The sequence below is a fragment of the Sodalis sp. dw_96 genome (assembly GCF_018449575.1).
Taxonomy (GTDB): domain Bacteria; phylum Pseudomonadota; class Gammaproteobacteria; order Enterobacterales; family Enterobacteriaceae; genus Acerihabitans.
Map to the genome: position 1 here is coordinate 116,978 of NZ_JAAVUT010000008.1, position 24,051 is coordinate 141,028.

At 55.1% G+C, this 24,051-nt stretch carries 22 protein-coding genes; 11 read left to right on the forward strand and 11 right to left on the reverse strand.

Features of this window, described 5'->3' with window-relative positions:
• Nucleotides 1-16 precede the first annotated feature (16 nt).
• The 4 genes from HB631_RS13885 (at nt 17) to HB631_RS13900 (ending at nt 4,760) form a co-directional block, all read left to right on the forward strand.
• Nucleotides 17-1,315, forward strand: coding sequence for an amidase (locus tag HB631_RS13885; protein WP_213991759.1), 1,299 nt, complete (start codon nt 17-19; stop codon nt 1,313-1,315).
• Between the two features lie 13 nt (nt 1,316-1,328).
• Nucleotides 1,329-2,648 carry an amidase gene (locus HB631_RS13890; RefSeq protein WP_213991760.1) on the forward strand — a complete coding sequence of 440 codons (1,320 nt, stop codon included), beginning with the start codon at nt 1,329-1,331 and terminating at the stop codon, nt 2,646-2,648.
• Between the two features lie 16 nt (nt 2,649-2,664).
• Nucleotides 2,665-3,435, forward strand: a complete 771-nt coding sequence (locus tag HB631_RS13895; RefSeq protein WP_213991761.1) for a sulfite exporter TauE/SafE family protein — start codon at nt 2,665-2,667, stop codon at nt 3,433-3,435.
• A gap of 215 nt (nt 3,436-3,650) precedes the next feature.
• Nucleotides 3,651-4,760, forward strand: coding sequence for an AbrB family transcriptional regulator (locus HB631_RS13900; RefSeq protein WP_213991762.1), 1,110 nt, complete (start codon nt 3,651-3,653; stop codon nt 4,758-4,760).
• Between the two features lie 270 nt (nt 4,761-5,030).
• On the opposite strand, the gene HB631_RS13905 is transcribed toward HB631_RS13900, so the two are convergent.
• Genes HB631_RS13905 through HB631_RS13915 form a run of 3 tightly spaced genes read right to left on the reverse strand, consistent with a single transcriptional unit; the run spans nt 5,031 to nt 7,490 of the window.
• Nucleotides 5,031-5,783 carry a GntR family transcriptional regulator gene (locus HB631_RS13905; RefSeq protein WP_213991763.1) on the reverse strand — a complete coding sequence of 251 codons (753 nt, stop codon included), beginning with the start codon at nt 5,781-5,783 and terminating at the stop codon, nt 5,031-5,033.
• Between the two features lie 52 nt (nt 5,784-5,835).
• On the reverse strand, nt 5,836-6,027 hold the full coding sequence (locus tag HB631_RS13910; RefSeq protein WP_213991764.1) for a hypothetical protein: 192 nt from the start codon (nt 6,025-6,027) through the stop codon (nt 5,836-5,838).
• Entirely contained in the window at nt 6,027-7,490 is a 1,464-nt protein-coding gene (locus tag HB631_RS13915; RefSeq protein WP_213991765.1) for an amidase, read from the reverse strand. Before HB631_RS13915 ends, HB631_RS13910 begins: the two co-directional genes overlap by 1 nt.
• A gap of 649 nt (nt 7,491-8,139) precedes the next feature.
• Between HB631_RS13915 and HB631_RS13920 the strand changes: the two genes are divergently transcribed.
• Nucleotides 8,140-8,544, forward strand: a complete 405-nt coding sequence (locus HB631_RS13920) for a hypothetical protein (RefSeq protein ID WP_213991766.1) — start codon at nt 8,140-8,142, stop codon at nt 8,542-8,544.
• Nucleotides 8,544-9,014 (forward strand): type II toxin-antitoxin system death-on-curing family toxin, encoded by a 471-nt coding sequence (locus HB631_RS13925; protein ID WP_213991767.1) that lies wholly within the window; start codon nt 8,544-8,546, stop codon nt 9,012-9,014. Before HB631_RS13920 ends, HB631_RS13925 begins: the two co-directional genes overlap by 1 nt.
• Nucleotides 9,015-9,318: 304 nt before the next feature.
• Here HB631_RS13925 and HB631_RS13930 read toward each other — a convergent pair whose 3' ends face one another.
• Together HB631_RS13930 and HB631_RS13935 are read right to left on the reverse strand one after the other, a co-directional pair.
• The gene (locus HB631_RS13930; RefSeq protein ID WP_213991768.1) at nt 9,319-9,690 is read right to left on the reverse strand and encodes an antitoxin Xre/MbcA/ParS toxin-binding domain-containing protein; all 372 of its coding nucleotides are present in this window, start codon (nt 9,688-9,690) and stop codon (nt 9,319-9,321) included.
• A 176-nt stretch (nt 9,691-9,866) separates the two neighbouring features.
• Nucleotides 9,867-10,745: an NAD(P)-dependent oxidoreductase gene (locus HB631_RS13935; protein ID WP_213991769.1), complete on the reverse strand. Its 879-nt coding sequence runs from the start codon at nt 10,743-10,745 to the stop codon at nt 9,867-9,869.
• A 232-nt stretch (nt 10,746-10,977) separates the two neighbouring features.
• Between HB631_RS13935 and HB631_RS13940 the strand changes: the two genes are divergently transcribed.
• Nucleotides 10,978-11,916 (forward strand): LysR family transcriptional regulator, encoded by a 939-nt coding sequence (locus HB631_RS13940; protein WP_213991770.1) that lies wholly within the window; start codon nt 10,978-10,980, stop codon nt 11,914-11,916.
• Between the two features lie 186 nt (nt 11,917-12,102).
• On the opposite strand, the gene HB631_RS13945 is transcribed toward HB631_RS13940, so the two are convergent.
• From HB631_RS13945 to scpA, 4 genes are read right to left on the reverse strand one after another with little or no spacing between them, the layout of a single operon-like run.
• Nucleotides 12,103-13,581, reverse strand: a complete 1,479-nt coding sequence (locus HB631_RS13945; protein WP_213991771.1) for a succinate CoA transferase — start codon at nt 13,579-13,581, stop codon at nt 12,103-12,105.
• Between the two features lie 36 nt (nt 13,582-13,617).
• Nucleotides 13,618-14,403, reverse strand: coding sequence for a methylmalonyl-CoA decarboxylase (gene scpB, locus HB631_RS13950; RefSeq protein ID WP_213991772.1), 786 nt, complete (start codon nt 14,401-14,403; stop codon nt 13,618-13,620).
• 11 nt (nt 14,404-14,414) lie between these two features.
• Nucleotides 14,415-15,410, reverse strand: a complete 996-nt coding sequence (gene meaB, locus HB631_RS13955) for a methylmalonyl Co-A mutase-associated GTPase MeaB (protein WP_213991773.1) — start codon at nt 15,408-15,410, stop codon at nt 14,415-14,417.
• Nucleotides 15,403-17,547, reverse strand: coding sequence for a methylmalonyl-CoA mutase (gene scpA / locus HB631_RS13960; RefSeq protein ID WP_213991774.1), 2,145 nt, complete (start codon nt 17,545-17,547; stop codon nt 15,403-15,405). The genes meaB and scpA overlap by 8 nt, the downstream gene beginning before the upstream one ends.
• Nucleotides 17,548-18,321: 774 nt before the next feature.
• Here scpA and HB631_RS13965 point away from each other — a divergent pair.
• Nucleotides 18,322-18,882, forward strand: coding sequence for a flavin reductase family protein (locus HB631_RS13965; protein WP_213991775.1), 561 nt, complete (start codon nt 18,322-18,324; stop codon nt 18,880-18,882).
• Between the two features lie 147 nt (nt 18,883-19,029).
• The gene (locus HB631_RS13970; protein WP_213991776.1) at nt 19,030-19,983 is read left to right on the forward strand and encodes a CHAD domain-containing protein; all 954 of its coding nucleotides are present in this window, start codon (nt 19,030-19,032) and stop codon (nt 19,981-19,983) included.
• 155 nt (nt 19,984-20,138) lie between these two features.
• Here the strand turns inward: HB631_RS13970 and HB631_RS13975 are convergent, their stop codons facing one another.
• Nucleotides 20,139-20,966, reverse strand: a complete 828-nt coding sequence (locus HB631_RS13975; RefSeq protein WP_213991777.1) for an ABC transporter ATP-binding protein — start codon at nt 20,964-20,966, stop codon at nt 20,139-20,141.
• Nucleotides 20,966-21,106, reverse strand: coding sequence for a hypothetical protein (locus tag HB631_RS13980; protein ID WP_213991778.1), 141 nt, complete (start codon nt 21,104-21,106; stop codon nt 20,966-20,968). Before HB631_RS13980 ends, HB631_RS13975 begins: the two co-directional genes overlap by 1 nt.
• Before the next feature lie 472 nt (nt 21,107-21,578).
• On the opposite strand from HB631_RS13980, the gene HB631_RS13985 reads away from it, so the two are divergent.
• Together HB631_RS13985 and HB631_RS13990 are read left to right on the forward strand one after the other, a co-directional pair.
• On the forward strand, nt 21,579-22,646 hold the full coding sequence (locus HB631_RS13985; protein ID WP_255556998.1) for an ABC transporter permease subunit: 1,068 nt from the start codon (nt 21,579-21,581) through the stop codon (nt 22,644-22,646).
• A gap of 164 nt (nt 22,647-22,810) precedes the next feature.
• Nucleotides 22,811-23,842, forward strand: coding sequence for an ABC transporter substrate-binding protein (locus HB631_RS13990; RefSeq protein WP_213991779.1), 1,032 nt, complete (start codon nt 22,811-22,813; stop codon nt 23,840-23,842).
• Nucleotides 23,843-24,051 lie beyond the last annotated feature (209 nt).

Genomic DNA, 24,051 nt, shown 5'->3' on the forward strand with positions numbered 1-24,051 from the left:
ATAAAGAGACAGTCCCATGGTAACTAAGATCAATTTTGCACGGTTAACGGCGTTTGCGGCCAGGCAGGCGATAGATGCCGGCACTCTCACCGCCGGCCGGCTGTTGGAAGCCTGTCTGGAGCGGATCGACCTCCGGGAAGACGATGTCCGCGCCTGGACCTTTCTCGATCGGACTGAGGCGCGCCGGCAGGCGGCGCTGCTTGATGCAGGCCCGTCCCGGGGGGTATTGCACGGCATTCCGCTGGGGGTCAAGGATATCATCGACACGCACGATATGCCGTCCCGTTACGGCTCCCCCATCTATCAGCATCATCACCCGCAGTGGGACGGCGCCTCGGTGGCTCTCTCCCGAGCCGCCGGCGGCATAGTGCTGGGCAAAACCGTGACCACCGAGTTTGCCAACCGCCACGCCGGCCCCACCCGCAACCCTCTCAACCTAGAGCATACGCCGGGGGGATCGTCCTCCGGTTCCGCCGCCGCGGTGGCGGATTTTCATGTTCCCCTGGCCCTCGGCACCCAAACCGGCGGGTCGGTGATCCGCCCGGCGTCCTATTGCGGCGTCTACGGTTATAAACCGAGCTTCCAGCTGATCGGCAACGCCGGGGTGCGCACCAATACCGAGGCGTTGGATACCGTAGGCCTGATGGCCCGTTCCGTGGACGACCTGGCGCTGTTCAAGGCGGCCCTCACCGAAACGCCTTATACCCCCATTGATACCCCGCCTCCGCGGACACTGAACGTTGCCCTGTGCCGCACCCCTTATTGGGATCGGGCCGCCGATGAGTCCCGCCGGGCCGTGGAACAGACCGCCGAACTGCTGGCGTCCGCCGGGGCAAAAGTGACCGATTTGGTGTTGCCCGAGGCGTTCACCGGGCTGGAAGAAGCCCACCGGCAGATATGCGCCTTTGAAATCCTGCGTAACTATGCCGATGAGCTGCGCCGCTTTCGGGATCGGGTGAGCGACGATTTTATCCTGCAGCGGGTGGTTCCCGGCGAGCAGACCACCCTGGAGATGTTCCGTGGCGCCATCATGCTGGGTGAACGTTGCCGTCACTGGCTGGATCAATGGTTCGCCGAACATCGCGTTGACGCCATTCTCACTCCCGCCGCCCAGGGGGAAGCCCCCCACGGCATCGCTTTTACCGGCAACGTGGTGTTCAATTTCCTCTGGACGTTCTTATACACCCCGGCCATCACGCTGCCGTATTTCACCGGACCGTTGGGGCTGCCGGTGGGCGTGCAGCTGGTGGGCCGTAAATATGCCGACCAGCATCTGTTGAATGTCGCCTCCTCCGTCGCCGGCTTATGGTCGTAATACAAGGGATATCATGAAAAACAACGCCGCTACATCCATTACCCCGCCGCCGTCAGCCGCCGGCCTGTCCGTGGTGGAAGCGCTCAATGCCATGTCTCACGGCACCCTTACCAGCGAAGCCCTGGTGTCCGCCTGCCTCGAGCGTATCGAACGGCGGGACGGCGATGTCCGGGCCTGGGCCTATCTGGATCGCGAACAGGCCCTGGCGCAGGCCCGCCAGGCGGATCGATCCGCAGCCAACGGGTTATTGCACGGCATTCCGGTGGGGGTGAAAGACATTATCGACGTGGGGGGCATGAGGACCGGCTTTAACTCGCCGGCCTATCCCCACTACTTCCCGGCCATGGATGCCGGCAGCGTCGCGCTGATTCGCAACGCCGGCGGCATCATTCTCGGTAAAACCGTCACCACCGAATTCGCCAACCGCGAACCGGGACCCACGATGAATCCCCATGATGGCCGGCGCACACCGGGCGGTTCATCCTCCGGCTCCGCCGCGGCGGTGGCGGATTATCAGGTCCCGTTGGCCCTGGGTACGCAAACCAGCGGTTCGGTCATCCGTCCCGCAGGCTATTGCGGCATCGTCGGTTACAAACCCACCTTCGGCGAATTCACCCGGGTGGGGGTGAAACAGCAGTCCGGATCGCTTGATACGCTGGGCCTGTGCGCCAGAAACGTCCGCGACGCCGAACTGCTGCGCACGGTGATTATCGGCACGGACTACCGGCCGGTCCCGATGCCGGAAGGTCCCCTGCGCATCGCTTTTTGCCGCCCGCCGGAATGGGAACAGGCCGACCCCGCCGTCCGCCGGCGGGCCGAGGAGTGCGCCGCCCTGCTGGCCAAGGCAGGACACCACCTCAGTGAACCGGCGCTGCCGGAATGTTTTAACGGCTGGCTCCGGCTCCACAGCACCATCGCCAATTTCGAATCGGCGCGCAACCTGGCGTTTGAAAAAACCGCGCATCGTCAACAGCTCAGCGCCAAGCTATACCAGGGCCGCATCAGGGACGGCGAAAATATAACCCTTGAACAATACATCGCCGCCCAGCGTGAGGCGGAAACACTGCGCGCAACTATCCACCAATACCTGGAAGGCATTGATATTATATTAACCTTATCAACCGCCAACGAAGCGCCCATCGGGTTGGATGATACCGGCTCCGCCGTATTCAATTCCCTTTGGACGCTGTTATATACACCCTGTCTGACCCTGCCTGCCGGCGTCGGTCCCTCCGGCTTGCCGCTGGGGATTCAACTGGTGGGACGGCGTTTCAAAGACGAGGCGCTGTTTGCCGCGGCACTGGCGGTGGAAGCACAGATTACCGAAGGATAATAAGGGGCATAGTTCAATGCCGATGTCTTACATTGACCTTTCGTCGAACGGTCCGGTGCAGTATTTTTTCCTGGGGGGTATCGCTTTTTTTTCCGCGATATTGGGCGGCATCAGCAGCTTTGGCGCCAGCCTTATCATGACTCCCGCCATGACGCCGGTGCTCGGCCTCAAAGCGGTGGTACCGGTGATGGCCGTCGCCATGACGTTCGGCAATCTTTCCAGGATGTGGGTCTACCGCAACGAGATCCAGACCCGCACCCTGCTGCAGATCATGATTCCCGCCCTGCCGAGCCTGCTGCTGGGAACCTATCTTTACAAAATACTCTCCCAGCATATGCTGGAATTGATTATCGGCCTGTTCCTGCTGGTGATATTGCCGTTGCGTCGCTATATGGCTCATAAACACATCATCCCCACCCCCGCCATGGTCGTCATGATGTCTGTGTTGTTCGGCTTTATTTCCGGGGCCTTGCCCGGCGGCGGCGTGGTGCTGCTGCCCATCCTGCTGGGCATCGGCCTGGTGGGAGGCGGGGTTATCGGCACCGACGCCTGTATTGGTATGGCCACCAATATTGCCAAGGTGGTATTTTTCCTGCTCTTTTCATTGCTTAATACCCATTATTTATTGTACGGGCTGCTAATCGGTGTTTGCATGATACCGGGGACCTACCTGGCCCGTTGGCTGTTAGGCCATCTGCACGTCAAAATCCATACCTATATTATTGAGGGATTGATTTTTTTCAGCGGATTATCGTTTCTGTATAATTTTATTAACGAGATGGGCTGATATACAGGCTACTGCGCCGTGAAATTTTTTTTGCGAAGGACTCCGGCAAAACGGCGGTCCGTTATTAAATAATATCGGCAAAGCCCGCTGTGGTACCGTCGATAAAATAGAGTGCGCCACTGGCACAAATAAACAGCGCGGATCGCATTGGCATTGGCATTGGCATTGATTTAGGCAGTTATTTTATTAATGGGTATAGACTCTCTATGGTTAACATGACTATTCAACATACCTCCTATCGTTTTGTTTATTTGGCTATGATGCTGTTGTTATCCGCATTGATAGGCGCCATGCTCGAAGCGGTTGATTTCAAACTGGGCTGGATGTTCGGCGGGGTTTGCGGCGCGGCGTTAACCTCGTATTTTTTACTGCCGATCATGACCATAAGCGGGAAATTGTATATCGGCAATATGCGCCAGGCGGGCCAGGCCATTCTCGGCGGCGGTATCGGCTGTTTGCTGCATTTCAGCGACATCGGCCGCCTGGGCTGGTTTTTTTTCGATATTTTGTTCATGATGGTCATATCCCTGATCTCGTCTTTTGTCCTGGCGGTGCTTTATTCACTCGTCTCCACACGTCAAACCGTCAAAACCACGTTCTTTTCCACCCTGCCGGGGGGAATCGGCATCATGGCCAACCTGGCCAAAGAGTATGGCGCCAACGCGGAACTGGTGGCGATATTACAGTCAGTCAGAATTTTATCGGTGGTAGTGTTTATTCCCTTTCTGCTGCGCAATCTCCTGCATATCGATATTGATGCCATCCCGGCGGCCCATGGCGAAAGTCATGGCGAACAGGAAATTTTCAGCACGGTATTGATATTGCTGTTTGCCCTATGCGGCTATTATATCGGTAGAAAACTGCATATCGCATCGCCGTCATTAATCGGCCCGATGATGCTGGCCATTATCGTCAACAATCTTATGCCCGGCCAGTTCAGCATTACGTTACCGACTTTATTGTCCCATATTGCCCAAATATTGCTGGGGGTCACCATCGGCCACGGTATTATTTCACGCTTATTCTTCATCAAGCTGCGGGACTTGATTATCGGCCTGTTTTCCATTGTCCTGCTGCTATTGTTCGCGGTGGTTATCGCGGCGCTGTTTCGCCTGGTGGCGGATGTGGACTGGCAAACGGCAATCCTCAGCACCGCCCCCGGCGGCGCGGCGGAAATGATCGTACTGGCCAAAACCCTGAACACCCATCTGGAAATCGTGGTCACCGCCCAGGTCGTCCGGCAGATTATGGTTAACGCCCTGGTTCCGCTATGGGTAGTGCTGTCCGACCGGATGGAGAACGTGCTGCGCAGAGAAGGTGGATAAAAAGATCTGACCGGAATGAGGATAGGCCCGTTATCACCGACCGTGCAGCGAACCTGTTAAAGGGAGAGCGCGCCAATGTGGTCGAATCGGGCGTGGTTTTTCCGCCCGACCGAGCGCCACATGGCACGCTAGGCCCGCGATCACCATACGTGTAGCAAATCTGTTAAAGGGAGAGCGCGCCAATGTGGTCGAATCGGGCGTGGTTTTTCCGCCCGACCGAGTGCCACATGGCACGCTAGGCCCGCGATCACCATACGTGCAGCGAACCTGTTAACGCGTGGTATTAGTGTAATACACTCCCTGACGGGCATGAATCAAGCGATATTCAATGACAAAACCGCCGAGATCGTAGGCCGAGCGGATCACTTCCAGCACCGGCTCGCCGGCGGCGCAGCTCAAGTGTTCCTGGTCCTCCTGGTCCGCCAGGGCCGCGTACACCTTCTCCTCCACCCGGACTATCAGCAGATTGTATTGACGGTCAAAAAAACTGGCGATGCTGCTGGGAAGCAACGTGGCGAACTTTTCGGCGGCATCAGGGCAAAAATCCCCCCGCACCACGATATGCTCAATAATCGCCGGACGCCCGCCCGCCGATCGCAGCCTGGTCACACGGCTTACCGGGGTGCCGGGCGAAATGCCCAGCTGCCGCGCGTCAAACTCCGTGGCCGTCCCTTCCGCAAACGCCAGATACGCGATACGCTCGGTACGTTCACCCTGCTCGGAATAGAAGTTCAGAAACTTATAGGGCTTGGCCGCCTTTCCCCCTTTATAGGTGGCGATGGTGGTGCCCCGACCGCGCTGGCGCACCACCACGTTATCCTGCACCAGCTTTTCCACCGCTTTGCGCGCGGTGCCCACGCTGACGGAGTATTCTTCCGCCAAGGCGATTTCACTGGGCACCAGGTCGCCCGGACGCCACTCTCCGCTCAGCACCCGCCGGATGAGATCCTCTTTCACCGTCAGATAAATCGGCTTGCGGGGTTTGGGTTGCTTCGGATCGGATGCCTTGGTGTGTTCAATCATAATGTGCCCGCTGTTGCCCCCAGCATGCTGTTGTCCGTAAAAACACGATAAATCAATAGCGATCGGCGTCAATGGGGGGGATGGGTTCCGCCAGATCCATCTCTTTGCCCATGTGCGCTTCAATGGTTTCCAGCGCGTCGAACCAGATGGTCAACCGCCGGTGGATATTGTCGATTTCATCCTCGTGCACCGGTATGCCCTGCAAAGCCAGCGCCGAACGAACGTAGTCAAGTGTCACCTGCATTATCGGATCTCCTGCGGCGGGGATCCCGCCAGTGTTTTGGCAAGGTCGGGTTTGAAGGCGTGCCATCCCGCGGCGCGCTCATAGCTGTCGGCCACCTGGAGCACGGTTTTTTCATCAAAAGGCCGGCCGGCAAATTGCAATGCCAGCGGCAGGCCCTGACGGGAGAACCCCATCGGCAGCGATAAGGCGGGAACATTGGCCAGGCTGAAAGGATAAAGCCCGATTCGCCGTTCCATCAAACGCCTGACGGCGTCATCCCCGGTATCCAGGCGTTCCTGCATCTGATCGATGGGCTTGGGCGCCGTGGGAATGGTCGGACACACCAGAATATCAACCTGGTTGAAGGCGTCAAGCAGTTGCCGACGCGCCAGGAAACGGCCGCGCATCGCCCGGTTATAGACCGTGGCGGGAATTAGCGACGCGGCGGCCAGCCGGGTGCGGGTGCCGGTATCAAACCGATCATAACGATCGCGCAAATATTTACTGACAAACCAGGCGGCCACATCGGCGTCCAGGCTCAGCAGAATCAGCGGCACGGCAAACAGCGTCAGGGGCAGCGAAATAACCGTCACCACGGCGCCCAATTGCCGTAGCAGCTCAACAGAGGTTTCAAACGCGGCGCTGACTTCATCACTGGTACTGTCGTTATAAGCAATCTCCTGCACGATGCCCAGCTTCAGCCCTTTCAGGGACTTGCCGGGCTCCGGCATAAAATCCAGATCCGAATGGCGGCTCGATAAATTATCCCGCCTGTCGTAACCGGAAATCGCCGCCATGATTTGGGCGGCATCCGCCACGCGCCGGCAGATGGGCCCCAGTACATCGGTGGTATACCCTTCCATGACCGCGCCATAGCGGCTCACCCGGCCAAAGGTCGGCCGCAGGCCCACCACGCCGTTAAACGCCGCCGGACCGCGGATGGAGCCGCCGGTATCCTCGCCGATGGAAAACGAACACATGCCCGCGGCGGCGGCAATGCCCGATCCGGTGGAAGAACTGGACGCCGAGTAATCGGGGTTCCAGGGATTGCGCGGCTCACCATAAGCAAAGTTGATGGTTCCCCCTTTGCCAAATTCATGCAGGTTCTGTTTGCCAATCAGAATCGCCCCGGCCTGGGTGAGTTTTTCAATCACCGCCGCGTTGCAGGGCGCCACCGTCTCGTCTTCGTTAAGCACCCGGGTGCCGAGGGTGGTGGGGAACCCCAGCGCGTGCATCTGATCTTTTACGCCAAAAGGCAAACCGTGCAAAGGCCCGCGATACAGCCCGCCGGTTATCTCTTTCTCCGCCTGCCGGGCCTGCGCCAGCGCCCGCTCGCGATCGGTGGTAATCCAGGCATGCAGCACCGGATCCCAGCGTTCAATGCAGTGGAAACTGGATTCAACCAATTCAACCGGCGAGATCTTCCTTTGCCGGATCAAATCGGCCTGTTCCGCACTGCCGAGCTGCAGTAATTCTTCCGCCATATTTTTTTGCTCCGCCGAAATAAACCTTGTTTTAAACACTAGCATTAAAACTATAGTGTTTTAAAGATAAGTCAACTTCCTTATTCTTATGGCAAAGCAAAAAAAAACGGCATCACATTGCGCTGAGGTGAAGAGATAATATGCACGCTGGGCTTAAAGCGCGCTAAAGGGAAACCGTGCTGATGGGGAGGCTCGATCCGCGCAGGTGCTGGAACCAGACGGAGTTAACCTTACCGGCCTGACTGGGACCGGCGCGTATTGCGACGCCCCCGCCCGACCCACCATTGAAAGGTAGCCGAACGCATGACACAAAAAAAGCGCAGACGCGCCTTATGTCGTCAGCGAAGTTATGCAGCGGGCTAATCCCGACGCCTGATTTTGCGGGCGCCGCTAAAAGATGCCGTTAAAGGTAATGAATCGCAAGAAATTTCGGAACGAAAATGTTCGTTAATAACTTAATTTTAATATTTATTATCAAATAGTTATAGAATAAAGATATATACTGCTCTCGTCCCTGAAAAGCAATGACCAGCAAATAGTCCTACCGTGAGGAAAGAGAGTATTTGTTGCCTTTTTGGTGGCACGTGGTTACGCAAGAGCATTCCTTTTGCTAATCTGTACATGTACAAGTTTGCAGAGTCTGAACTTTATGAAATCGATAACCTATACCTACATGCGCGAACACCTGACCGAAATACTTGATGAACTTCGTAATGGTGTAGATTTTATTGTTACCCAGCGAGGTAAACCCGATCTCAACCTGCAGGGGAGTCAGATCGCCGGCCTCCCAGAGACAGGCTATGGTATTTATTCTTCCGCTCCCAGAGGAGGTGGTTGGGTTAAGACGGGTGAAGGCGCGTCAGTGCGCTCAACTCCCAGCGCGCACGGAACTGTCCTTGTATCTAAAAGTGGAAGTACCCGCAGGGATAGCAGTTCCGGACATTATGAAAAAAGGCAAGCATCATCGCAGCCCAAAAAATTAAGTTTTGGTGAAGCGAAAACGAGAACACAAAAGCGACATGCGGGTGTCATAAAAATACTCGGAGATAAGTAATGTTTGAATTTCTCACTATGGACCAGGTAATTGAAATTCAACAAGATACATTAGCCAGTAGCGGCCCTCCTGACAGAAACAAGCTGGGAGGTGCGCTTTCAAGAGTTGAGAATTTACACTTCTACGAGTCATGCAATGATATTTTCAAACTTGCTGCTCTTTACCTGATAGCCATTGCTAAGGCTCATGCTTTTAATGATGCGAATAAAAGAACTGCATTTCAGGCAACATCAATTTTTTTGCTGATGAATATAGATCCTGAGATTGCTGATGATCCTGAAGCCAGGTCGTATGATCTGAACGAGTCTTATGAACTGGTAAAACTCACGGTATTTGCTGCAATGGATGAAGCAGATCTTGATCAGACCAGTTTTGCATTACGATTATTATCGTCCTACAGAAATGATCTCATGGATGATTATGATTCTGACTACCTTCTTCCCTTACAGTCTGCCCCAATTGAAAAATAGTAAGCGAGTGGCGTTCTCGCGTCGTTCTGTAGTCCCTCCGGTTTTTAGTTTAACCTGTCATTTTGTTCTGATATAACGGCTTTAAGGTTTTTACCCCCGCGCCATCGCTATGCTGCACGCTACGTACGAGTGTTTGGCAGGATACTTGTCAGGTTATTGGATGGATCGTATACGCACAGTTGTGCGTCTGTCACTAGGGAACTGCGATAGATCGCCAAATCGCCGGAAAGGGGCGTATAGGCAAAGACCGGTACAATAATCCGATAAAACGCCGGGAACCGCCCGCCGTCAAGAATAATGTCAATCATCCAGCGGCACCGCCGGCGAGCGATTCCAGGTAGGCGATGACGTCATCGGCCCGACCATCTCTGAGCAGGGCATCAGCCGTCTTGTAGCCGAACGCACGCAAGGGTTCGTTGCGGATGAGGAAAACGGCTTGCTGCGCATCTCCCGTCATCTCGGTGGCCACCGCCAGAACACGCACCAGATCCACCAGATACTGCTGCAATTGCTGTGCTTGAGGCCGTGAAGAAGGGGTGTTGCGATGCACATGCGCACGTTCAGCCAATTCCTGGATTCGGAAGCCAAAAAAATCCCCTACTCTGGCGGGTGATAGATAGGCGGTGTTGGGCTCGCGAAACTGAACGCTCAGCGGGTTTTGAAGTGATGCACTCATAGCCCCTCCTTTCAATGCAATCAACATGCACTCATTATGCACTCATATTGCAAATATTCCAATGCCAAGGTAGATTCTACTCATAAGGCAAGCAATCAAGATATAAGGCCCGCCATCACCGAACGTACAGCGGGCGTGTTAAAGGGCGACTGTGCCAATGTGCTCTGGCGGCAAGCCTACCTCTTGGTGCTCAAATACCGATACACCACCGCCAGATCCTGCTCGCCGAGGCCGGCATCCACCGCGTTTTGCCAGAATTCCTCAATCACGCTCAGCCCCGGCAGCTCATCGGCCCCCGCCGCGTCCAGGGCCAGGTTCGCATCCTTCAGCGCCAGCGACAGCTGCATCTGCGGGGTATAGTCACCGGACTTGATCATCTCCAGCTTGTTTTTCACATAAGGCGCGGCCAGGGGACCGCCTTCCAGGGCCGCCCAAAAATCATCCGGGGAAAACCCCAGGGTTTTGGCCAAAAAGAGGCTTTCCGACATCCCCTGCATCATGGAAATAAGCCAGGCATTCACCACCAGCTTCATCCGGGAACCGGCGCCCACCGGACCCAGCCATTTCGTACCCCTGGCGATGGCGCCGAACACCGGCTCGACGGCGGCGGCTCGCCCGCGATCTCCGCCGGCCAGCACGGTAATCTGCGCATTTTCCGCCGGGGCCTTGGTACCCGAGACCGGCGCATCCACAAACACCACATCGGCGCGCGCCTTGGCGATTGCCTTGTCCAGCTTCTCGGTGGAGGCAATGCCTATAGTGCCCATCTGCACCACAACCGCCCCATGCTTAACATGCGCAACAATGCCGGTTTTGCCGATGATGACCTCTTCCGTAGCGGCGGCATTGGTCAGCATCGCGATAATCACATCGGCATCCCGCACCGCTTCCTGGGGCGTATTAAACAGGGTCAACCCCACCGCCTCGAGATCTTCGCCTTTCCGGCGCGTACGGTTCCAGCCTCGCACGGTAAACCCTTTTTTTAACAAATTAGCCGCAAAGGCATGACCCATTGCGCCTAGTCCAAGCACAGCGACTAACGGAAGATTGTTCATTGATATCATCCCTCTTTGCTTTTTGCTGAACGGATTTTGCTTATCGAATTAACAGAGTGTGATGAAATTCTCTTTCCACTCAATGGTAATTTGTTAATTCTAACGACGGCGGCAGGATCTGTCGCCCTCTTCCTATGGGTTTTTTGGCAATTACGCCGTTATCGATGGATGTGCGGCTGTATGTCAGTAGAAAAAATCAGTAGAAAAAGTCAGAAGAAAAAGTGAGTAAAAAATGGCCATTTTCGTATCGAAGAAGTTAATTAATTTTATCGTGCTGGCACAAACCAATAATATCGCCAAAGCCGCCGAAAAATTACATATGACCGCCTCGCCGTTTGGTAAAAGCATTGCCGCGCTGGAAGAGATGGTGGGATATGAACTCTTTTCACGTACCGATAACAGCATCAGTCTCAATAAAGCCGGGCAGGAGCTTTATCAGATGCTTTATCCCATTTATCAGCGGCTGGCCAGCATTGATACGGATATTATGCTGGCGGTAAATCATCATCAGAAAAACTGTGTTATCGGCATAGACACCGCCTATCCCACCATGATTTTTGATCAGCTCATCAGCCTGGGGGATAAATTCGACGGTTTCACCACCAAACCCTTCGATTTTAACGAAAGCGATCTGGTTTCCGGCTTGTTGGACCACGACGTGGACATGATCATTTCGCCGCAACAGGCCTCCACGCGCATCGCGGAAATCTCCAGCATGCTCATCACCCCGCTGGAGCCCATCAGGCTGGGATTTCTGGCGTCACGCATCCATGACAACGTCCAGGCCAGCGTGTTGCTGCATACCTTGCCCTGGCTGCAAATGCGCTTTCAGCACCGGGCGAATTTCGAATCGCTTATCGATTCCCACTTCCGCCATGCGGGCATTACGCCCACCATTATCTACCGGCCCTACAGTTTTCTGGCGAAAATCAGCGCCGTCAGCCGGGGGCAGTTTATCACCGTGGTGCCGCATTTCGCCTATCGGTTCGTCAACCCCGCCAGCCTGAAATATTTCGACGCCCCCAACCAGCCCATGTATATGCCGGAATACCTCTACTCGCTTAAAAGCTGCAAAATGATTGATAAGCTGGTGGAGGCGGTGCAGGACGATCGCAACGGCACCAACCTCGCCGCGCCGGCCTTAATGACAGCAGGTTCCACACTAGGTTGACCTACTCACCTGCCTGGAGACCGGGCGCTTCGGGGTATGCCATGCCCGCTATCACTGAAGCTTAAACCGAACTTGTTAAAGGGAGAGCGCGCCGATGTGGTCGAAGCGGGCGTGGTTTTTCCGCCCGACGGAGCGCCACACGGCACGCTAGGCCCGCGATCACGAATAGTGAATGCGTGAACGTCTTTACGACAGCATCGTCCCGTGCTCAATCAGGCTCCGGTGCATATCAAACGCATGGGCCAAATCATGGTGGATATGCCCGCTCTTGCCCAAGCTCAGATAGTGATAAAGACAATCATGATACATCGGGTGCGCGCAGTTGGCGATAATGGTTTCCGCCCGCTGTATAGGCGACAGACCGCGCAAATCGGCGACGCCGTTTTCCGTGATGATGACCTTAACGCTATGTTCGCTGTGATCCACATGGGAACACATCGGCACAATGGTCGAAATTTTACCGCCCTTGGCGATTGAAGGGGCGATGAAGATGGACAAATAGGCGTTGCGTTCAAAATCGCCGCTGCCGCCGATGCCGTTCATCAAATTCACCCCGGCCACATGGGTGGAATTGGCGTGTCCGTAGATATCGAACTCCAGGCCCACATTCAGGGCGATAACCCCCAGGCGGCGGATAATTTCCGGGTTATTGGAAATTTCCTGCGGTCGCAAAACAATCCGTTCGTTGAAGAAATCCATATTTTTATAGATATGCTGCAGCACATCCGGCGGCACGGTCAGGCTGGAGGCGCTGGCGCCGATGATTCTGCCCTGTTCCATCAGGTCTATGACCGACGATTGCAGGACTTCGGAATACATCATAAAAGGCGGAATATCCGGATTTTCTCCCAGCGCCTTCAGTACCGCGTTATTGATATTGCCCACCCCGCTTTGCAACGGTAAAAAACCCTCGGGAATACGCTGTGCATGGAGTTCTTTCAGCAAAAAACCTTCGACGTTATGAGCAATCTTCCGGCAAAGGGGATTCTCTTCGCCGAATTCCTTGATCTGATCCGCCAGATGGGTATGCACCACCGCGACGATTTTTTTCGGATCGATTTGCACATAGTTCTCCCCGGCCCGGTCCAGGGTGTGGAAAATCGGCACCATACTGCGCAGCGGCGGTGCGCCCAGGGAAACGATATCGATCATCTCCCTGATGCGCGGCGAATGGTAGCTGTTCAATTCGATGATCACCTGCCGCGCCTTCTGCAGAAAAACCGGCGCATTGCCGATGCCGCTGGTGAGGTACACCCGACCGTCCTTGGTCACCTCCGAGGCTTCAATCACCGCAACATCTATCGGGCCGAAAAATCCGTAATTCACCATCTGCGCCACTTCGCTGAGGTGCAGATCGACGAAGTTGATTTCCCCTTTATTAATTTTATCCCGCAACGCCGAGGCGGTTTGATAGGGCGCGCGCCATTCAACGGCTTCGGCCTCCGCCAGCTGATTATCCGCCAGTGCGCCGATGGACGCGCCGGTCAGCAATTTTATCTTGAAGGGAATCCCCTGCTCATGGAGCGCCACCGCCCGCCGGGCCAATGCCTCCGGCAGCGCTTTGGGCGCCCCGGCCGGGGTAAACCCGCTGAAAGCCACCATATTCCCCTGCAAAATCAACTGCGCCGCTTCATCGGCGGTCATCACTGCGAAGTCCTGATCCATCGTCAATACTCCATGATTCAGTTAGCAAAAAAAACATTAATGGCCGAGAAAGTTCGCTTTGCGTTTTTCGATAAACGCCGCCATGCCTTCCTGGTAATCCTGGCTGTCATACACCACGCGCCTCAATCCCTGAATACGTTCAAATTCATCGGAATTCAGGGTATGCGCCTCGCCGAGCACCCGGAGCTCTTCCTTGATCACCGCCACCGCCAGCGGCGCTTTTTCGGCAATGGTATTCGCTATTGTCATGGTGAATGCTTCCAGCTCCTGCGGATCGACGATGTGATTGAGAATACCCACCGCCAGCCCGCGCTGGGCGGAGATGGGCGAAGCGGTAAAGATCATCTCTTTGACGATATGGAATCCGGCATCGCGAATCAGGTTGTGAATACCCACCAGGTTATAAGGCACGCCAAGATTCACCGGCGTCATGGAAAAGGTGGACTGGTTACTGGCGATAATAATATCCGAACTCATAATGAGTTCGAACGCGCCGCCCCAGACGCTGCCTTCCACCATGGAAATAATCGGCTTGGGAAATTTCTGAATGGCCCGGGTAATCTGACGCAGCGGATCGTCATAGGCCAGGGGATCGCGGCGGGTTTTCGGCAGTTCATGGATGTCATGGCCGGCGGAAAAGACCTTGGTGCCTTTTTGGGCGCGCAAGATCACGCAGCGAATATCGATATTATTCAGATCTTCCAATGCCTGAAGAATATCCTTGATGAAAACCGCACTCAGCGCATTTAATTTTTTACCATAATTAAACTCAATGATACCGACGCGATTTTCTATCAATACTTTTACATAGTCATAAGCCATTATTGTCACCCTCAGTCAGAAATTTTTTCGCAAATATAGTTAACGACGCCATTCACCGCTGCTCGCGGCGATAAGCAGTGATTTTCCACCTGCTGCAAAGCCTGTTGATAGCACGCCTGAATATCGCTGCGGGCAAACAGGGCTTGCAGTGTATTTTCTTCAATCTGCTTATGCATCGATTCCAGATATTGCCGTTTACGCAGCGCATCGAGCTGATTGTCCAGCGCCATTTGCCGGTAAAAATCCTCGATGTTGCGCCAGATATCGGCAATACCCTGTTGTTGCAGCGCGCTGCAGCTTAATACCGGTGGTGACCATGCCGGATATTTCCGCCGCATAATACGCAGCGCCGCCTGATACATTTGCCGGGTCATCATGACCTGGGGGTGATTATCACCGTCGTCTTTATTGATGACGATAATATCGGCCATTTCCATAATGCCTTTTTTAATACCCTGCAGTTCGTCGCCGGCGCCGGCCAGCTGCAGCGACAGGAAACAGTCCACCAGATGGGCGATATCCACTTCGGATTGGCCCACCCCCACCGTTTCCACAATAACCACGTCATAGCCCGCCGCCTCGCACAACAGCATCAGCTCACGGGTACGGCGGCTGGTGCCCCCCAGATACCCGCTGGTGGGTACCGGGCGGATAAAGGCGTTTTCCGCCCGGGACAGCATCAGCATACGGGTTTTATCCCCCAGGATGCTGCCGCCGCTCAACGGACTGCTGGGATCGATGGCAATCACCGCCACCTTCATATCGCAGGTCAGCAGGTAGCCGCCGAGAGCTTCCAGGAAGGTACTTTTACCCGCCCCCGGCACGCCGGTGATCCCCACCCGTTTAGCCCGGCCGGTATGGGGCATTATCCGATCCAGCAGGTCGGACGCCAGGCCCTGATGAGCCGGAAAGGTGCTTTCCACCAGGGTCATCGCCTGGGCCAGCGCCACGCGATCCCCCGCCAGCAGCCGTTCAACGGCGCTATCGAGTCGGTCAGCGTTAATCATGGCTATCACTTATCTTGCTTAACACGTCGCGCACGCTGTCGAGCATGGGCGTACCCGGTCCATAAATCGCCACCACGCCGCGATCGTACAGATAGTCATAATCCTGCGGCGGGATAACGCCCCCCGCCACCACCTTGATATCCTCGCGTCCGTAATCCGCCAACGCTTCCACCAGCGCCGGGATCAGGGTTTTGTGGCCGGCGGCCAGGGACGAGGCGCCGATGACATGCACGTCGTTTTCCACCGCCAGCTTGGCAATTTCCTCCGGGGTGGAGAACATGGGGCTTAAGTCTACATCGAAGCCCAGGTCCGAATAGGCGCTGGCAATCACCTTGGCGCCGCGATCATGGCCGTCCTGCCCCATCTTGGCCACCAGGATGCGCGGCCGCCGGCCATGTTCGGCCAAGAAACGATCGGTAGCGCTCTTGATGCCCTCAAATTCCGCCGTGCCTTCAGGGCTTTGATGGTAGCTGTTGGCGATGACGCCGGTAACGCAGTTGGTCTGCACCAGATAACGCCCGAACGCCTCTTCAATGGCATCGGAGATTTCACCCAGGGTGGCCCGCAGACGGGCGGCGTGGATAGCGGCTTCCAGCAAATTACCGCCTTTCATGGCCGCATGGGTCAGTTGGCCCAGGGCATCCGCCACCGCCGCGCTGTCGCGACCGGCGCGGATTTGCCGCAGCCGCTCCACCTGTTCCTGGCGCACCTTGACGTTATCGATTTCCAATACATCGGTGGCGTCTTCCTTCGCCAGCTTGTATTTATTCACGCCGACAATCACCCGTTTACCCTGGTCAATGAGCGATTGCTGGCGCGCCGAGGCCTCTTCAATCATGCGTTTTGGCAAACCCGCCTCGATGGCCTTGGCCATGCCGCCCACTTCCTTGATCTGCTGGATAATGTCCCGGGCCGCTTTCACCACCTGATCCGTGAGGTTTTCCACATAGTAGGAGCCCGCCAGCGGATCGACGGTACGGCAAATAGCCGATTCCTCCTGCAGGATAATCTGGGTATTACGGGCAATGCGGGCGGAAAAATCGGTGGGCAGGCCCAGGGCTTCGTCAAAGGCGTTGGTATGCAGCGACTGGGTGCCGCCGAGGGTGGCCGCCATGGCCTCGATGGTGGTGCGGATCACGTTGTTATAGGGATCCTGCTCCGTCAGGCTCCAACCGGAGGTCTGGCAATGGGTGCGCAGCGCCTGGGATTTCGGGTTGGTGGATCCGAAACTTTTCACCGCCTCGCTCCATAAATAACGGGCGGCCCGCAGCATGGCGACGTTCATAAACAAATCCATGCCGATGCCGAAGAAAAACGACAGCCTCGGGGCAAAATCATCAATATCAAGACCGGCGGCCAGCGCCGCCTGGATATATTCAATCCCGTCGGCGATGGTGAACGCCACCTGCTGTACGCAGTTGGCCCCCGCTTCACCCATATGATAGCCGCTGATACTGATGGTATTGAACTTCGGCATATTCGCCGAACAATAGGCAATGATATCGGAAATAATCCGCATTGACGGTTTCGGCGGATAAATATAGGTATTTCGACAGAGATACTCTTTCAGAATGTCATTCTGGATGGTGCCGGTTAACAGCTCGGGTTTGATCCCCTGCTCTTCGGCGGCGACAATATAAAACGCCATAATGGGAATAACGGCGCCGTTCATGGTCATGGATACCGACATTTTTTCCAGCGGGATCTGATTGAAGAGTATCTTCATGTCTTCCACGCTGTCGATGGCCACGCCGGCTTTACCCACGTCCCCCGATACCCGATCATTATCGGAGTCATAACCCCGGTGCGTGGGCAAATCAAACGCCACCGACAGCCCCTTCTGCCCTGCCGCCAGGTTGCGGCGGTAGAACGCGTTGGACTCGGTGGCGGTGGAGAAGCCGGCGTATTGGCGAATGGTCCAGGGCTGAGCGGCATACATGGTGGCCCTGGGACCGCGAACGAACGGCGCGATGCCCGGCAACGAACCGGTCACTTCCAAATCGGCAAGGTCAGCCTCCGTATACAGGGGCTTGATGCTGATCTCTTCCGCGGTAAGGGTATTCAAGTCATCAACGCTTTTCCCTAACCGGGACAATTCCTTATTGGCAAGTTTTTCCCATGCCTCTAGCTGAGCCATTATTGAACTCCTGATGGAATATGATAAATTTTATTTCATTCCCGACTCGCCTCGCGCGCGCAGAATATCTCACCGGAATAAACCGTCATCGGCACTAACCGGTAAAGATAGTTTGGCGAATAACCACCGTTAAACTGAAATTAAAACTTATTTCATTAAGATGATCCGCGTAATAATGAATGAAATACCTGGTATTATAAGTATCACGTTCCCGCTGGGATTTCCGCCTCAAAAAATGAATGCTGAGCAATCATTATTTGCCGCATGACGGAAGTCACTGGTGGAATCCCGGCGCAAAGGCCTTGGTGCTTTATAAATTGTGATGCGGATCGAATTTAGCGGCTATTAAAAAGCAAAAACCATTCAGCAAAATAACTTTGTATAGATTTTGTGATTTCGTTCACGCTTATTTTTTATTTTCTCTTAGACGAAATATTGCCCACGAACTCGCTTTTGCTCCTCATTGTCATATACCCAAAATAATTCGAGTTGCAGCAAGGCGGCAAGCTCGTGACAAATCTGTCTGGAACAGATTTGAACAGCGCTTGCGCTGGCCCGAAGGGTGAACATCAGGGATGAGGTTCATAATCCCTAGGAGCTTAGATAACTAAGTGACTGGGGTGAGCGGGCACAGCCAACACAGCTGCAACTTGAAGTATGACGGGTATACGCGCCGAGGCCTAAAGATGCCGAGTTCATTGCGCATCGGGGATCACAAAAGCGGCAAACGTGCTAGGGTCATATAAGGCTGATAAATCGCGCAGAAGGAAAAAAATGACGGCATTTCCCAAAAAAAGCGACCTGCCGGTGGGCTTGGCCCGTCGCTATCTTGAACCCGGCCCCATCGTTCTGATCTCGTCTTTCTGGCAGGGCAAGACCAATATCATGACTCTGGGCTGGCATACGGTGCTGGAATTTACCCCATCACTTATCGGCTGCATGATTTCCAGCGGTAATCACAGCTTCGCCATGATCCGAGACAGTGGTGAATGCGTGATTAACCTCCCCACCACCGCCATGACCGATACCGTGGTGGGCATCGGCAATACCAGCGGCGCCGACACCGATAAATTCAGCCATTTCGCCTTGACCGCCGCACCGGCACAAAACGTTAAGGCGCCCCTTATTCGCGAATGCCATGCCAATTTTGAGTGCCGCCTCTATGACGATGTACTGGTTGAGCACTATAATTTCTTCATCTTCGAGATTGTCAAAGCCCATGTGGCTTCGTCCCCCAAACACCCTGAAACGTTGCATTATACCGGCGACGGCGTATTTATGGTGTCGGGCAAAATCATCAGCCGGCGCCAACAGTTTCGTCCGGAAATGCTGTAAGAAACGTGCCGGTGTCGCGGAGGTTTTTCAGGAATACTCTACGCGCACCCCCCTGTCCGGCGAGACGGGCGGGATGGGCTAATGCCTTTATAATCCGCCCCTGATTCGGGGTGCTTTCAACCAGATACGCAGCGGAGAGAACGTTTTATGGAAAAGCCGTCAGCCACCGATGCCGTTCAGTTATTGCCCGTTGCAGAGGCGGTAAAAGCGGCCCCGTTGCGGCTTAAAAAATCCATGACCGTGGGACAGGTATTCCAGGCCATAACCGCCAATTGCCTGACGCAGATCCTGGCTAACGCCGCCGGCGTCCGGCGGCAGGATGGGGAAAGCGTTCATCAGATGCGGGTGGGATTGCGGCGGCTGCGCTCGAGCCTCAGCCTGTTCAAAGAAGTGCTGCTACCCAACGAACCGTTAACGGAGGAGCTGGATTGGCTGACCCGGCAACTGGGTATGGCCCGTGACTGGGATGTTCTGGCCGGTCCCGTCCTCAGCGCCCTGGCCGACGAGCTGGAAGAACCGCTGCCCATAGAGTACGTCAGGCAGGCGGTCTCCCGCCAGGCGAAAAAAAATGACAAAAACGCCGCCGCCGCCGTCAGTTCGGCACGCTATGAACGGCTGGTGTTAGCCCTGACCCAATGGATCAACCAGCGCGACTGGCGCGACAAGGACTCCGCATCCCAACGCAAGCAGCTTAAAACCCGGATAGCGCCGTTTGCCGACGGGATGCTCAGGCACTATCGCCGCCAATTGAAAAAACAGGGCAAAAAGCTCACGCAAGTATCCGCGGCGGAACGTCATAAGGTGCGCATCGCCGCCAAAAAAACCCGTTACAGCGCCGAGTTTTTTCAATCCCTATACGGTGACAAAACCATGGTGCCGTTTGTCACGGCACTGACGGGGTTGCAGGATACGCTGGGGCGGCTTAACGATGCCGCCATCGCCGGCAGGTTATTGCTGCAATTACAGGAAAACCACCCGCCGCTGGCGGAGACCATCAGCTACCTGCGCGGTTATCTGGCGGCCGGCATCAACAGCGAAGGCCAAAATATCCAGCGTAGCTGGCGGGCGTTCAAACCGCTGAAAACCCCGGCCTTGGCCTGAGGGCAAGGAAGTTTTATCATCCGGCGCAAGCCTGAGGGCATGGAGGTTATCTCTCCCCGGTGGAAGCCTGGGGGCATGGAGATTATATCTCCCCGGTGCAAGCCTGAGGACATGGGGAATGTATCAATCGATGCCAGCCTGAGGATCGGGAGCAATTATCCCCCGCTGCCGGTTTCTGCACCCAGAATATGCAGAATCCGGGTGCGCAATGCCACCAGCTGCGGTAGATCACGGCGACGCGGATAGGGTAAATCAATATTGATGGTTTCCAAAATCCGGGTCGGCCGCGGTCCGAAAACCAACACCCGGTTCGCCATCAGGAGCGCCTCCTCCACATCATGGGTGACCATCAGCACGCTATAATGCTTTTCCTGCCATAACCCCACCAGTTCGCCCTGCATACGAATACGCGTCAGGGAATCCAGCTTGCCCAGGGGTTCGTCTAGGATAAGCAATCGGGGATCGTTTACCAGCGCCCTGGCCAGTGCGGCCCGCTGCGCCATGCCGCCGGACAACTGCCGGGGATAGGCCCCGGCGAACTGCGTCAAACCGACCCGCTCCAGCACATTATCGACTCTTAGCCGCCCCTGCTGGTTAAGCTGCCCCTGCGCCTGCAAACCCAGCGCCACGTTTTGCCATACGGTACGCCAGGGAAACAGAGTGGGATCCTGAAACACCACCACACGCGACGGGTCGGGTTGCCGAATGGGCACGCCGTTCGCCAACACCCTGCCGGCGGTGGGATTTTCCAGCCCGGCCACCAGCCGTAACAGCGTCGATTTACCGCAGCCGGAGGGTCCCAGCAAGGTGATGAATTCCCCCGGCGACACCTGAAACGAGATATGGCTGAGTACCGGCAATATAGTGCCGCCCAGATTAAATTGATGGCTGACATCATCCAGCCGCACTTGCAGCCCGTTTTTATCCGGCGCGGGACTGGCGGCGCGAGATGTGGCTCTATTAAGGGTTGTAATATCTGTCATTAATACATTCCTATAATCATCTCTATAACCATTTCCATACCTATTTCCATAACTGTTTCCATAAAAACGCCAAGGGGCAATAGCGGTTTTTTAGCATATCTATTATCATCTATTGCATTAGCCTTGGATAATGTATTCATCAATATCCAGCCAGCAGGGAGCAGTCATTAAGCTAACCTTATCGGGAATCACTGGCAACTCCACTATTCTACCTTTTGCTTCTAGCTCATTCCAAAAAAATATTTACATAATACGTCAGAGAGCGTAGTTATATTTCCACACATTTACTCAGGTACTCAGGACAAACGGCTCTCAGGATAAAATAGTTCTCATTTCAGCTTAACGCAATGAAGTTAATGAAATGAAAAATATCAGTGAATATTTATATTGTATCTTTAGGGATAATAACCAGCGGGGACAGGTTATATTTTTCCGCCTTCTCTTTTGCGAAAAATGAATAACCTTATGCTCAGGCTAAAAAAAAGCAAACCATTATTTATTGCCGGAATATGTATAACCTATGGATAAATAGGTATAACCAGAAATATTTATATATTGTGCCCGGAATGTGGGAAGGATTTTCTTTAATTTTTATAAATACCCGGAGGTAATATGTCATCCGACGCCCTGGATTCCAGCGTTCCCGAACCGGCCGTCACCCCGGCCGCCGGCATCATACCGGAATCAGTTTATCCCAAGTCTCGATCCGCATTTTGGTATACGGGACTGGCCGGCGCCGTCGCCTGGGGGCTGCTGGCGGCGCTGATGGTATTATGGCCGGATAAGCCGGCGGGTTTTGTCCGGCCGCTGTACGTGCAGCAAACCAACGTTCTGGCCATTGCCGTAGCCTTGTTTCTGCTGTTTATCACCCTGGGTGAACGGCTGCCGTTGCTGCGGTATATCCTGGCGCCCCTGCTGCGCTATATTCGCGCCGGGGGCAAATGGTACGTTGCCCTGGCGCTGTATGTCGCGGTCTGGGAAATCACCACCGCCAAACTCGGCTTGCTGCCGGCGCCGTTTTTCGCCCCGCCCCACGCACTGGTTGAAGCCTTTGCCACCGACTGGTATCGGCTGGGCGACAGCGTGTTACATTCGCTGCGTCTGCTGTTTTTAGGCTATTTGTTCGGTAGTGTGGCAGGTTTTCTCACCGGCGTGAGTATCGGCTGGTCCCGCGGGCTAGGATACTGGATTCATCCGGTGTTGCGCTTTCTCGGGCCGGTACCGTCCGTTGCGTTACTGCCCCTGACGCTCTACTTTTTCCCCTCCAGCTTTTCCGCCGCGATTTTTTTAATTGCCCTGGCGACCTGGTTCCCGGTCACGGTATTAACCTGGTCGGGAGTAGCCAGCGTCGATAAAAGTTATTACGACGTGGCGCGCACTTTGGGTGCGAAACCCTGGTTTCTTATTCTGCGAGTGGCCGTTCCGGCTGCGCTGCCCCATGTTTTTGTCGGTTTGTTTATGGGATTAGGCGCCTCTTTTTCGGTGCTGGTGGTGGCCGAAATGATGGGAGTAAAAGCGGGACTGGGTTGGTATCTGCAATGGGCCCAGGGTTGGGCCGCCTATGCCAATATGTACGATGCGCTAATCGTCATGGCGGTTTTATTCTCCTCGTTAATTACCGTGCTGTTTGCCGTGCGGGACCGCTTATTGGCTTGGCAAAGCGGCGCCGTTAAATGGTAAATAGCCGGATATCGAGCAAGCAGCGGCACGGCAAATCTATGCAAGCGGCATTACGCGTTTTTCCATAGGGATATAAACGCAGTGGCAGATTAAATACAACGTCATACGACAGTCAACGGCATCACTATTATCACAGCAATCAAAACGTTTATTCGGGAGAGATCATGGCAGGCATCATCATTACACGAAGACATTTTCTGCAATCCGCCGGGCTGTTAAGCGGCGCGGCATTGGGGGGCGGTTTATTCGGCGCATTGTCCCCCGCCTATGGCGCGCCGGCGTCCGTCGCGCCGGGTGCGCTGAAAACCGTGCGTATCGCCTGGCATCAGGAAGGGATTTGCCAGGCGCCGATTTCGGTGGCCTATAAACAGGGCTTTTTCAAAAAATACGGTCTGCAGGTGGAAACCGTCAATTTTACTGACGACAATACACCGTTGGAGGCGCTCTCCACCGGCCAGGCCGAGGCCGGCATCGGCATGGCGTTACGCTGGCTCAAACCGTTGGAACAGGGGTTCGATGTCGTGTTGACGGTGGGGACCCATGGCGGCTGTATGCGATTACTGGCGCCGAAAAACGGCAACATCACCCAGGTCAGGGATATCGTCGGCAAGTCGGTGGCGATAAGCGATCCGGCCAGTCCGGTAAGAAATTTCTTTGCCATCCAGTTGGCGAAGCAAGGCTTTAATCCCGATAAAGACGTCAACTGGGTGCAATACCCGGAACATTTGGCCGGCGAAGCGCTCAGGAAAGGACAAGTCCAGGCCATCGCCGCCAACGATCCGCAGGCCTGGCTGATTCGTGAACGGGACGGACTGCGTGAAGTGGCCACCAACCTCAGCGGGGAATACCACGACAAGACCTGCTGCGTACTGGCGCTGAGCGGCGCGTTGGTGCGTAACGATCCGAAAACCGCCCGGGCCATCACCCTGGCGGTCATCGACGCCCAGCAGTGGGCGGTGGATCATCCGGATGAAACGGCAAGAATTTACGCCCCTTACCTGCCAAGCGTAGTCACCGTCTCCCAGGTCAAGGCCATTCTGTCGGAACATACCCACGGGCATCACACCTCAGGGGCGCAGCTACGCAGCGAGCTGACAAGCTACGTCAATGACCTGAAAACCATCCATGTCATCCGCCCGGAAACCGATACCGCGAAATTTATCGCCAAAACCGTGCCGGATATCTTGAGCGTCTGATATTCATCCCTCGCCGCCGACGGCGTTACCCCTTCCTCGGCGGCACGTTTGACGAAAACACAGCAACGCTTAACGCCGCGGCCAACCGCCGGGGCTGTCTATGTTTTAGCCACCGTCCTTTACCGATTACGGCGCGGGTATTACAATCATCCGAAGCCGTTACTGAAGAGTGTTTTACCCGGCAGGGAAACCGGCTTGATGATATTAAG